The 11375-nt window shown below is 65.0% G+C and carries 12 protein-coding genes and 1 pseudogene; 5 read left to right on the top strand and 8 right to left on the bottom strand.

What is annotated here, in order from left to right:
* Positions 1–217: 217 nt before the first annotated feature.
* Both CAG33_RS18640 and CAG33_RS18635 read right to left on the bottom strand, forming a co-directional pair.
* Positions 218–1084 carry a CAP domain-containing protein gene (locus CAG33_RS18640; RefSeq protein WP_085583304.1) on the bottom strand — a complete coding sequence of 289 codons (867 nt, stop codon included), beginning with the start codon at positions 1082–1084 and terminating at the stop codon, positions 218–220.
* A gap of 338 nt (positions 1085–1422) precedes the next feature.
* Positions 1423–2193, bottom strand: a complete 771-nt coding sequence (locus CAG33_RS18635) for an alpha/beta hydrolase (RefSeq protein ID WP_085639955.1) — start codon at positions 2191–2193, stop codon at positions 1423–1425.
* A gap of 85 nt (positions 2194–2278) precedes the next feature.
* On the opposite strand from CAG33_RS18635, the pseudogene CAG33_RS18630 reads away from it, so the two are divergent.
* Together CAG33_RS18630 and CAG33_RS18625 are read left to right on the top strand one after the other, a co-directional pair.
* Positions 2279–3109 (top strand): annotated as a pseudogene (locus CAG33_RS18630) (aldo/keto reductase); the annotation flags it as partial.
* 149 nt (positions 3110–3258) lie between these two features.
* A complete protein-coding gene (locus CAG33_RS18625) occupies positions 3259–3468 on the top strand; it encodes a hypothetical protein (RefSeq protein ID WP_085583310.1) in 210 nt (69 codons plus the stop codon).
* A gap of 43 nt (positions 3469–3511) precedes the next feature.
* Here CAG33_RS18625 and CAG33_RS18620 read toward each other — a convergent pair whose 3' ends face one another.
* Positions 3512–3784: a hypothetical protein gene (locus CAG33_RS18620; protein ID WP_085639949.1), complete on the bottom strand. Its 273-nt coding sequence runs from the start codon at positions 3782–3784 to the stop codon at positions 3512–3514.
* 288 nt (positions 3785–4072) lie between these two features.
* Between CAG33_RS18620 and CAG33_RS18615 the strand changes: the two genes are divergently transcribed.
* Positions 4073–5152: a hypothetical protein gene (locus CAG33_RS18615; RefSeq protein WP_085583314.1), complete on the top strand. Its 1080-nt coding sequence runs from the start codon at positions 4073–4075 to the stop codon at positions 5150–5152.
* Positions 5153–5154: 2 nt separating this feature from the next.
* Entirely contained in the window at positions 5155–5508 is a 354-nt protein-coding gene (locus CAG33_RS18610) for a DUF1428 domain-containing protein (protein WP_085583316.1), read from the top strand.
* Positions 5509–5904: 396 nt separating this feature from the next.
* Here CAG33_RS18610 and CAG33_RS18605 read toward each other — a convergent pair whose 3' ends face one another.
* On the bottom strand, positions 5905–6099 hold the full coding sequence (locus CAG33_RS18605; protein ID WP_085583318.1) for a hypothetical protein: 195 nt from the start codon (positions 6097–6099) through the stop codon (positions 5905–5907).
* Positions 6100–6208: 109 nt separating this feature from the next.
* Between CAG33_RS18605 and thpR the strand changes: the two genes are divergently transcribed.
* Positions 6209–6748: an RNA 2',3'-cyclic phosphodiesterase gene (gene thpR, locus CAG33_RS18600; protein WP_085639946.1), complete on the top strand. Its 540-nt coding sequence runs from the start codon at positions 6209–6211 to the stop codon at positions 6746–6748.
* A gap of 172 nt (positions 6749–6920) precedes the next feature.
* Here thpR and CAG33_RS18595 read toward each other — a convergent pair whose 3' ends face one another.
* From CAG33_RS18595 to CAG33_RS18580, 4 genes are all read right to left on the bottom strand, one after another.
* Positions 6921–8018 carry a polyamine ABC transporter substrate-binding protein gene (locus CAG33_RS18595; RefSeq protein ID WP_085639943.1) on the bottom strand — a complete coding sequence of 366 codons (1098 nt, stop codon included), beginning with the start codon at positions 8016–8018 and terminating at the stop codon, positions 6921–6923.
* A gap of 106 nt (positions 8019–8124) precedes the next feature.
* The gene (locus tag CAG33_RS18590; RefSeq protein WP_085583324.1) at positions 8125–9000 is read right to left on the bottom strand and encodes an ABC transporter permease subunit; all 876 of its coding nucleotides are present in this window, start codon (positions 8998–9000) and stop codon (positions 8125–8127) included.
* Positions 8997–9878 (bottom strand): ABC transporter permease subunit, encoded by an 882-nt coding sequence (locus tag CAG33_RS18585; RefSeq protein ID WP_170930028.1) that lies wholly within the window; start codon positions 9876–9878, stop codon positions 8997–8999. The genes CAG33_RS18590 and CAG33_RS18585 overlap by 4 nt, the downstream gene beginning before the upstream one ends.
* Before the next feature lie 29 nt (positions 9879–9907).
* Positions 9908–11050: an ABC transporter ATP-binding protein gene (locus CAG33_RS18580; RefSeq protein ID WP_085583328.1), complete on the bottom strand. Its 1143-nt coding sequence runs from the start codon at positions 11048–11050 to the stop codon at positions 9908–9910.
* Positions 11051–11375 lie beyond the last annotated feature (325 nt).

Raw genomic sequence — 11375 nt, 5'->3', positions numbered from 1 at the left:
GGTTGAGGGCTTCGCGGCCGGTGAAGCTGAGCACCTGGAAGTCCGCGTTGGCGCCTTCGAGGGTGAGGGTGATGTGCGTAGCGTTGGCGTCCAGCATGCTTGAATCCGTTCCTTGGAATAGCAGCACTGAGGGTGCATGAAAGCCCGGATGCTATCAAAAAAACGATGAAACGGGCTTGCGTCATTGAACGCCTTTGCGCGCCTGCGTCAGGGTCGGTCAAGGCGCGCCGAACAGCATCGTCCAGTACACCCCTTGATCGCTGCGCACATCGCTGGCGAACCCGGCGCCGACCTGGGTGAACATCGGGTTCATCAGGTTGGCGCAGTGGCCGGGGCTGGCGAGCCAGCCGGCCATGGCCTTGCCCGGCGAGCCTTGGCCGGCGGCGATGTTTTCGCCGATCTGCCGTCCGCGGTAGCCGGCGGCGCGGGCGCGGTCGGAGGGCATGTCGCCGTCGGGGTCGCGGTGGGCGAAGTAGTTGCCGTAGGCCATGGCCTTGCTGTGCCCTTGGGCGGCGGCGCCTAAGGCCGGGTTCCAGCTCAAGGGGCGGGCGGCGGCGAACCGCTGGCGCCCGCACATCCGCGGGCGGGCGCGGGCCGCGTTGACCTCGGCCAGCAGGGCCTTGCCGACGCTGCGGTTGTCGCCCACCCGGCTGTCGAGCACCGGCCGCGCCAGCACCACTTGCCATTCGTTGCGGGCGCGGCTGATGCCGATGTCGGCGTACTGGGCGTCGAGCAGGGCGCCGCAGTGGTCGTCCTGCAATTGGTCGAACGCCTCGTCGGCGTCTTCGGCCCCGACGATCCGGATGCTGCGCACCGACACCGCCGCGTACCCTTGACCCTTCAGGCGCTCGCGCAACCCGCCGCCATAACCGTAGCCGATGGGCAGGGCCAGATCCTGCTTGAGCGCCAGCGGCGCCAGGCGTTGCGTCGGGCGGCGGTCGCATCGTTGGGGGTGGGCGCGCAAGTCGTTGATGGCGGTTGCCAATTGTCGTTCCGCACCGGCATGGGCGGGGGCGGCAAGCAGCGGCGAGAGGAATAGCAGGCACAGCGGAACGAAGCGGGACGGACGAACGGCGTGGCGCATGGAAGGGGCGGCTCTTAAGGGGGACGGCGCTTTAGTGAAATGAACCGCGAAAGGCGGCGCGGGTAGGACTGGGCTTTTGAGGCTTGGTTCACGGGGCGGCGGTGAGAATCGCGGCGGGCCGACGAAGTGTCTGGGACGGGCGTTCCTGTAGGCCGTTGCGGTGTTTTCTCTGGCACTGGGATCCTGCGGGCCACCGGGATCCCTTGTGGGAGCCAGCCTGCTGGCGATGGCGACCGTTCAGGCGCCGCAGGGTGTAGCCAAGACAGTTGCTCCCACAGGTTCTGTGTCGATTCCCCGAATCCTGTGGAAGCAACGCCACCGTCACCGCCCGGCAACACTCAGCGGTTCAGCGCCTCGCCCATCCATTCCAGGTACTCCGGCCGCTCGGCAATCGAGTTGTGCCCTGCAGGCGCGATCACCCTGAGCGTCGCCACGCCCTCGGGAAAGCTGCGCAGCAGCCGCTCGGTGCTGGCGCGGGGAATCACCTCGTCGTCGCTCGCCGCCAGCAGCAGTGTCGGTACCTGGATGTGCGCTGCGTAGCGGCCGGACTCGAAACGGTCCTTGAGCAGCCACTTGACCGGCGCCCACGGGTACTGGCGGGCGGCGAGTTCCTCAAGGTTGTTGTAGGGCGTGACCAGGATCAAACGCTGCACGGGCCGCTGGCTGGCCAGCCGGACGGCGACGCCGGAACCGAGGCTGCGCCCGATCAGCGCGATCCGGGGATGGCTGGCGTACACCCGGTCGAACAGCGCCAGGGCATCCCGGGCAATGGCTTCTTCGGACGGGGAACCGCCGCTGCCGCCAAAACCCCGGTAGTGCAGCAGATACACGGCCTGACCGGGAAAGGCCCGGGCAAGCGCCGACAGGCTGAGCGAAACGTCCTCGGCATTGCCGCCGAAGTAGATCAGCGCCTTGGGGCCGGGGTGTTCCCGGACGCTCACACGGATGTCGGCGTCCGGCGTGGACAGCGTCAGCCGCGTATCCGGCGAATCCACCGCCGCAGGCTGGGGGAAATAGATCAGCGCGCGCTGGAACACGAACAGCGCCGCGCACAGGATCAGGTACGCGGCGACGGCCAAGGCGACGAGTGACATCAGGGTTCGTGACATTCGGCTAACTTTAACGGGGCGCGCAGGCGGGTTGTCGCAGTGTAGCCCAGCGAACCCTCGCCCCAGCGCCTCGCTCAGTGCCGCAGGAGGCCAGACCATGCAGACCCGCGCCATCCCCTCGACCTGCGAAGCGCTGCCGACGGTAGGGCTGGGTACCTACCGCGCCTTCGACGCTGCGCCGGGCGATCCGCTGCACCGGCCCTTGCCGGCGGTGCTCGGCGAGCTGTTCAGCAAGGGCGCGACGGTCATCGACAGCTCGCCCATGTACGGCCGCGCCGAAGAGACCGTCGGCGGGCTGCTGTCGATCCACGAACCGCGCTCGCCGGCCTTTCTGGCCACCAAGGTCTGGACTCGCGGCCGAGAAGAGGGCATCGCGCAGATGGAGCGCTCCTTGCGTCTGCTGCGCACCGACTGCGTCGACCTGATGCAGATCCACAACCTGCTGGACTGGCAGACCCACCTGCCGACCTTGCGCGACTGGAAGGCCCGGGGGCGCATCCGCTACATCGGCATCACCCATTACACGCCGTCGGCCCATGACGAGGTTGAAGCGGTGTTGAGGGCCGAACAGGTGGACTTCCTGCAGATCAACTACGCCCTCGACGACCGCGCCGTGGAAAAACGCATCCTGCCGTTGTGCCGCGAGCGCGGGGTGGCGGTGATCTGCAACCGGCCGTTCGGCGGCGGCGCGCTGCTGGAGCGGCTGCGGGGCCGACCGCTGCCGGGCTGGGCTTCGCAGGTGCAGGTCACGAGTTGGCCGCAGCTGCTGCTCAAGTTTCTGCTGGCCCACTCGGCGGTCACCTGCGTGATTCCCGGCACCGGCAACCCGCGCAGCATGGCCGACAACGCCGGCGCCGGGTTCGGGCTGACGCTGACCGACGCGCAGCGCCAGCAATTGATCGCGCTGGTGGGCTGAGAACGGCACGAGACGACAGACGGTGGCGGGCACCCGCTGAATCATCGGCGGTTTGTCCGGTCGTATCTGCGGCGGCGCGCACCGGGCCAAAAGGCGAGGGCAGCGCCGGCCGTTTCCGTCGTCTTGACCCTGGTTTTGGGAAGCCCTGAATGAAGCCTGCAACAACCTTGCTGCTGACCGTTTCCGCCGCCGTCCTGCTGGGCGGCTGTGTCGCGGATTTTGATGATGACTACCGCCATGGCGGGTATTACGACCGCGACCGTGGCCGCTACTACGACCACGACCGGCGCTGGGATGACCGCGACGACCGGCGCGAGTGGCGTCGCCATCACCGCGACCGCGACGACAACGACGATTGAGTGAACGCAAAGAAGGCGCTCCCGGCCGGGAGCGCCCTTGGCATTAAAAGTGAGCGCTCGCCCGGACGCGGGAACGCGCAGGCACCGAGGCCTCGAGATCCAGCAGATGGGTGGCGAGAATGTCGCTCAGAAAACGGAACTGATCGTTGAGGCCCACCACGCCGTTGCTGAAATGATGACTGGCGGCGGGCATCAGCAGATCTTCGAAATCTTCGTTGAACACCAGTGCCTGTGCCTTGCGCGACACCGCGTGCTGGTCATAGTAGTTGCTGCCGAACACCGGGAAGCTCACGGCGAGGGTGACGGGGTAGCTCATGGTGTTGAATCCTCGATGTGTTGCGGTTGGGTGAATCCTGCGCCAGGCGACCCTTGCGCGGAAGGCAATCGTCGTAATGGTGAACATCGACGGCAATGATGGTTCGGGTGTGGCGGTGAGCCTGTCGGCCCTTCGATCGCCAGCAGGCTGGCCTTCACCCTTTGAGCAGCACAGCAATCTCCTGTGGGAGCGAGCCTGCTCGCGACAGGGCCTGCACATCCCCCTCACCGCTGACCGGCCCACCTATACTCAAACGCATACCGCCCCGGCTCCCTGAAGGACACCACCGTGAACCTGCGCGCGCTGGCCGTCGCCGCACTGTTTCTGCTGGCCGGCTGCGCCACGTCGGCGCGGGCCCCGGTCAGCGCGCCGGCGGTGGTGGTCTCGCCCGCCACCTGGCAACAGATTGACCGGGAAATCCTCAGCGCGTCGCAGCAGGCCACCGAGCAGGTCAAGCTGTTCGCCCGGGGTTCGATGGAACATTGGCGCACTCGGGTCTATCAGCAAACTGAAGAAAATTTCATTCCGTGGTTCAGTAGCTACTGGACCCAGGAATGGCTGTCGATGAAAGTCAGCTGGTACACGATCAGCGCCGGCGGCGAACAGGACGCGTCGGCCAAGCGCCTGGCGGCGTATCTGCTTGATCAGTATCAGGAAAGGGTACTGGCGCCGGTGGCCGTGGAGATCGACCCGGACGCGATCCTCGGTCAGTCCACGGCGTTCTATGCGCAGCAGATGGCGAAGCAGATGCCGCTCATCGCCCAGCGTCACGGCGTGCCCGTCGCCCAACTCAACGGGCGCCTGCAGAAGATTCCCGCCATCGCCCTCGGGCCGCCGCCGGCCCGGGATGCGTCGCTGTACCAGGTCATCAGCACCGAACCGTTGAACACCTTGCCGGCCTACGCCGCGCTGATCGACAAGATCCACACCGACGGCGGCGCCAAGGGCATCGCCTCGACCGATGCCGGCATGGCCCCGGTGGCCCGGCGCGCCAGCCAGCGCATGGAAGCGGAAATGGCCCCGCGCGGCGCCGCCGGCGCGGTGGCGGCCGCGGCGGGGAAACTCGCCGGGGCGCTGATCTCCGTGGGCGTGGCGGGCATCCGCGCGATCATCCAGGCCAACGACCGGCCGGACAGCGAAGCGCTGATCCGCAGCAGCCTGGGCAACACGTTCGACAAGGCCTGGCTGAAACTGGTGCAGAACCCGACGACCGGCGTCATGGCCGGCACGCTGCACATCGCGGGGCAGGTCGAGGGCAGCCTGGGCGGCCGCGAAGAGCCGTCGGTCGGGCAGGGCCTCCAGCGTGTCGAATGGCGGCCGCCGGAATCGACCAGTCAGCAGATCCAACCCGATCCTCAAGGAGAATGACCATGGCTTACATCGATATCTTTGTGGCGCCCGTGCCGAACGCCAACCGCGGGCAATATGAAAAGCACTGTGCGGTCGCCGCGAAACTGTTCAAGGAATACGGCGCCCGGGACGTTGTGCAGTGCTGGGGCGATGACGTGCCGGACGGCAAGGTCACGTCGTTCCCGATGGCGGTGAAGCTCAAGGAAGGCGAAACCGTGTCCGCAGGCTGGCTGATCTGGCCGGACAAGGCGACCCGCGACGCCGGCATGGCCAAAATGATGGACGACCCGCGCATGCAGCCGGACGCCAACCCGATGGGGTTCGACGGCCAGCGCATGATCTTCGGCGGCTTCAGGCACCTCGTCGAATCCTGAAGCCCACCGCATCTCCGTGGAAGCTGGCTTGCCTGCGACGGCGGTGGATCAGTCTCCACAGATGTCGGCAGTGCCGGCCTCATCGCTGGCAAGTCGAATCGTCGCACCGCGGCGCCCACAGGTTTTGCGGTGTGCCGGGATCTCTTGTGGGAGCCAGCCTGCTGGCGATGGCGGCGGGTCAGGCTCCACACATGTCGGCAGTGCTGGCCTCATCGCTGGCAAGCCAGCTCCCACAGGTTTTTGTGGTGAACAAAGATACTGCGGATACCCGCAATCCTCTGTGGGAGCCAGCCTGCTGGCGATGGCGGTGGATCAGGCACCGGAGATGCCAGCAGTGCTGGCCGTATCGCTTGCAGGCAAGCGCCCACAGGATTTGCGGCGGGCAATGGCTCAGGCCTACTCTGCCGACGGTGTGATCCGGCAGCTCTTGCGCAAGCGGATCTGTTCGTCCGTCGGCCGCTCGTGGATGAATTCGAAGCGCGGCTCGCCTTCGCTGTAGTGCACCAGCCAGCCCCATTCCAGTTCGGTTTCGTCCTGCCCGGGATTCGGCGGTCGGGCCCACCAGGGTTCTTTGCTGAGGATCTCGCGCATGGCGGTCTCCGGTCGATGGCCATCCCTGAACTATAACCTTCATGTCGCGGGCCGCCAGAAAACGGCCGTGTAGAATCCACAGGATCACGACCCGCGAAGGAGAGGGGCCATGAAGGACGATTTACCTGGGGATCAACCGTTCAAGCGGCTGTTCTTTGCCCTGGACTGCCCGCCGGCGCAGCGCAAGGCCATTGCCCAATGGCGCAGCGCCTTGAACCTGAGGGCCGGCAAACCGGTGCCGGCGGACAACTTTCACCTGACGCTGCTGTTTCTCGGCGCGGTGCCGTTGGCGCAGATTGCGCAGGTGTGCGAAGCGGCCGCCAAGGTGAGCACGCCGGGAACTGCGCTGAGGATTTCGCTGGACCGCTTGCAGGTGTGGCGCAAGGCCGGTGTGCTGTCGCTGGCGCCGGAACAGGCACCGCCGGCGCTGCTGCGGCTGGTGTACGCGCTGGAGCAGGCGATGCTGCCGTTCGGTTTCGAAGAGCCGCCCCGGGAATTTCGGCCGCACCTGACCCTGATGCGCGACTTTCGCGAACCCGTCCCGGAATCCGCCACGCCGCCGGAATTCTTCCTGCGGGCCGAGCGCTTCGCCTTGTTCGAATCCCACAAGGGCCGCTACCGCGCCCTGGCCGAATGGCCGCTGGCCTGAACCGACAAAAAAAGGCGCCCGAGGGCGCCTGAATTCACCTGAACCGAGGAGTGCCAGGTGAGGCCGTTCAGAGAGAGGGTGCAGCGGTGGTAAGGCGCTGCATGAACGGGAAACCGTTGTCTTGAATCTTGCTGCATCCCTTGCGGGAGCGAGCCTGCTCGCTCCCGCAGGTTCACTTGCCGAGCTTCACCCGCGTCCAGCCCCGGGTCATGATCCGCTGCGTGGCGATCGGCTGATCCGGCACCGCGTACAGCGTGGCCATCACTTCCTGCGGCGGATACGAGCCCGGATCGTTGCGGATCGCTTCGTCCACCAGTGGCGTGGCGGCCTGGTTGGCGTTGCTGTAGCCGATGCTGTTGGTGATCTCGGCGATGATGTCCGGGCGCATCAGGAAGTTCATGAACTGGTAGGCGTTCTCGACGTTGGCCGCATCGCGGGGAATCGCGACCATGTCGTAGAAGCTGCCGGCGCCTTCCTTGGGGATGCTGTAGTCGATCGTCACCTTGTTGCCGGCCTCTTCGGCGCGGGCCTTGGCCTGCAGCACGTCGCCGGAGTAGCCGACGGCCACGCAGATGTTGCCGTTGGCCAGGTCCGAGATGTACTTGGACGAATGGAAATACGCCACCGACGGACGGATCTTCATGAACAGCGCTTCGGCCTCGGCGATGTGCCGGGCGTCTTTGTCGTTCACCGGGTAGCCCAGGTAGTGCAGGGCGGCCGGGAGCATCTCGGTCGGCGAGTCGAGGAAGCTGATTCCGCAGGCCTTGAGCTTCTCGGCGTTCTCTGGCTTGAACAGCAGGTCCCAGGAATTGACCGGCGCGTTCTTGCCGAGCACTTCGCGCACCTTGTCCGGGTTGAAGCCGATGCCGATCGAGCCCCACATGTACGGGAACGCATGGGCGTTGTCGGGATCGCTGGCGGCGGCGTTCTTGAGCAGCACCGGGTTGAGGTTCTTCCAGTTCGGCAGCTTGGATTTGTCCAGGGTCTGGTAGACCCCGGCCTTCACCTGCTTGGCCAGAAAGCTGTTGGACGGCACGACGATGTCGTAGCCGGACTTGCCCGCCAGCAGACGCGCCTCCAGGGTCTCGTTGCTGTCGAACACGTCGTAGGTCACCTGGATGCCGGTCTCGTCCTCGAACTTCTTGACGGTGTCGGGGGCGATGTAGTCGGACCAGTTGTAGACGCGCAGCACCTTGTCGTTGGCCTGGGCGCCCGTGGCGATTGCGCCCAATAAGGACAGTGTCAGCAGAGTCCTGCCAAACATTTTCATCGGTGAAACTCCATTTTTCTTGTTCAAAAACACATTGCGGATAAAACCCTGTGGCGAGGGAGCAAGCCCCCTCGCCACAGTCATGACAGTCAGGCTCCCGCAGTCGTCAGGCCGTCGCCGCGCGCTGCGGCTGTTGCCAGGACTCGTTGGCCGTCTGGTCCATGGCTTCCTGGATCGCGCGCTTGCGGTTGGCTTCCGCCTTGCGGCCGAAGTACCAGACCAGGAACGTCACCAGCGACACCGCCAGCAGGATCAGGCTGGCCACGGCGTTGATCTCAGGCTTCACGCCCAGGCGCACCGCCGAGAACACTTCCATCGGCAGCGTGGTCGAGCCGGGGCCGGACACGAAGCTGGCCAGCACCAGGTCGTCCAGCGACAGGGCGAACGACATCATGCCGCCCGCCGCCAGCGACGGCGCGATCATCGGGATGGTGATCAGGAAGAACACCTTGAACGGCTTGGCGCCCAGGTCCATCGCGGCTTCCTCGATCGACAGGTCCAGCTCGCGCAGGCGCGCCGACACCACCACCGCCACATAGGCCGCGCAGAACGTGGTGTGGGCGATCCAGATGGTGACGATGCCGCGCTCCTGGGGCCAGCCGATCAATTGTGCCATGGCCACGAACAGCAACAGCAGCGACAGGCCGGTGATCACCTCAGGCATCACCAGCGGCGCGGTGACCAGGCCGCCGAACAGCGTGCGGCCCTTGAAGCGGGTGACGCGGGTCAGCACGAACGCCGCCAGCGTACCCAGCGCCACGGCGGCGATCGCGGTGTAGCAGGCGATCTCCAGCGAGCGCACCACCGAGCCCATCAGCTGGGTGTTGTCGAGCAGGCCGGCGTACCACTTCACCGACCAGCCGCCCCACACCGTCACCAGCTTAGAGGCGTTGAACGAGTAGATCACCAGGATCAGCATCGGCAGGTAAATGAACGTCAGGCCGAAGATCAGCATGAACTTGGAAAATCCGAAACGTTTCATCCCCGTCCCTCCATCTCTTTGGCCTGGCTGCGGTTGAACAGCAGGATCGGCACAATCAGGATCAGCAGCATCACCACCGCCAGGGCGGACGCCACCGGCCAGTCGCGGTTATTGAAGAACTCCTGCCACAGCACGCGGCCGATCATCAGGGTTTCCGGGCCGCCCAGCAGTTCCGGAATGACGAACTCGCCCACCACCGGGATGAACACCAGCATGCAGCCGGCGATGATGCCGTTCTTGGCCAGCGGCACGGTGATTTTCCAGAAGTTGTTGAAGTTGCTCGAACCCAGGTCCTGCGCGGCCTCAAGCAGGCTGGCGTCGTGCTTGACCAGGTTGGCGTAGAGCGGCAGCACCATGAACGGCAGGTACGCATACACGACACCGATATAGACCGCCGTGTTGGTGTTGAGGATCTCGATCGGGTGATCGGTCAGCCCCGTCCACATCAGGAACGCATTGAGCAGGCCGTTGTTGCTGAGGATGCCCATCCACGCGTACACGCGGATCAGGATCGCGGTCCAGGTCGGCATCATGATCAACAGCAGCAGGACGTTCTGCGCTTCCTTGCTGGCCTTGGTGATCGCGTAGGCCATCGGAAAACCGATCACCAGGCACATCAGCGTGCTGAGCAGCGCGACCTTCAGCGAACCGAGGTAGGCCGACAGGTACAGCTCGTCTTCGCCGAGCATGCTGTAGTTGCCGATGTTGAGAAGCAGCTGGAATTTCTGCTCGGCGTAGGTGTAGATCTCCGAGTAGGGCGGAATCGACAGGGCCGCTTCCGAGAAGCTGATCTTCATCACCAGGAAGAACGGCAGCATGAAAAACAGGAACAGCCAGATGAAAGGAATCCCGATGACGAACTTGCGTCCGCTGGGCACCCACCGCATGAGCCGCTGATTGAGAGTGCTCATGAGCGCAGCACCACGCCGCTGTCGTCTTCCCACCAGACGTAGACCTTGTCGTCCCAGGTCGGCCGTGCGCCGCGGCGTTCGGCGTTGGCCATGAACGACTGGACGATCTTGCCGCCGGGCAGCTCGACGTAGAACACCGAATGGCCGCCGAGGTAGGCGATGTCGTGCACCTTGCCTTCGGACCAGTTGTAGCGGGCTTCGGGCTTGAGGGAACTGACCAGCATCTTTTCCGGACGGATCGCGTAGGTGATCGATTTGTCCTGCACCGAGGTGCTGACGCCGTGGCCGACGTAGATCTTCTGCGCAAGGTCGGGGCTGTGAATGATCGCGTGGCCTTCGAGGTCTTCCACCACGGTGCCGTCGAAGGCGTTCACGTTGCCGATGAATTCGCAGACCATGCGGTTGACCGGCGCCTCATAGATGTCCACCGGGCTGCCGACCTGGGCGATCCAGCCCAGGTGCATGATCGCGATGCGCTCGGCCATGGTCATGGCCTCTTCCTGGTCGTGGGTCACCATCACGCAGGTCACGCCCACGCGCTCGATGATCTCCACCAGCTCCAGCTGCATCTGCGAGCGCAGCTTCTTGTCCAGCGCGCCCATCGGTTCGTCGAGCAGCAGCAGCTTGGGCCGCTTGGCCAGCGAACGGGCCAGGGCCACACGCTGGCGCTGACCGCCGGACAGTTGGTGCGGCTTGCGCTTGGCGTATTGGGTCATGTGCACCAGGCGCAGCATCTCTTCGACACGGGCGTCGATCTCGCTGGCCGGCAAACGGTCCTGCTTGAGGCCGAAGGCGATGTTCTGCGCCACCGTCATGTGCGGGAACAGCGCATAGGACTGGAACATCATGTTGATCGGTCGTTCGTACGGCGGCATGTCGGTGATGTCCACGCCGTCGAGCAGGATCCGCCCGTCGGTGGGACGCTCGAAACCGGCGAGCATGCGCAGCAGGGTCGACTTGCCGGAACCAGAGCCGCCGAGCAGGGCGAAGATCTCGCCCTGATGGATCTCCAGGGACACGTCGTCCACGGCGGTGGTTTCGTCGAATTTCTTGGTGACGCGATCGACTTTCACCAGAACCTTCTTCGGTTGCTGATGACCTTCAAGGGCCTTCCTGTAAGTGCTGGAGGCGTTTGCCATGTGAAACTCCCAACAGGTTTCAGTCGCCGGGCCAAATGGCCTGGCTCAAAAGTGGATTGCAGATCGTTTGGAGTCATTCCTCTCGGACCGCATCCCCCTGTGGGAGCTGGCTTGCCAGCGATGGCGGCGGGTCAGTCACCCTCAATGTCGAGGGTGAAGGCCTCATCGCTGGCAAGCCAGCTCCCACAGGGTTTTGCATCGATCCGATTGCCGACACTCCTGCCGATCCGGCTTGTTCGGCGCCGCCGTCCTGGCTGCCTGGTCGTACTTGTTGTTATTGCGGTTTCGTTGTTTTCACGGGTGACGGATGTGCACACGCACAGCC

The sequence above is a fragment of the Pseudomonas sp. B3(2017) genome, from assembly GCF_002113595.1.
GTDB lineage: Bacteria > Pseudomonadota > Gammaproteobacteria > Pseudomonadales > Pseudomonadaceae > Aquipseudomonas > Aquipseudomonas ekonensis.
This window is presented reverse-complemented; position numbering and strand designations above follow the sequence as displayed.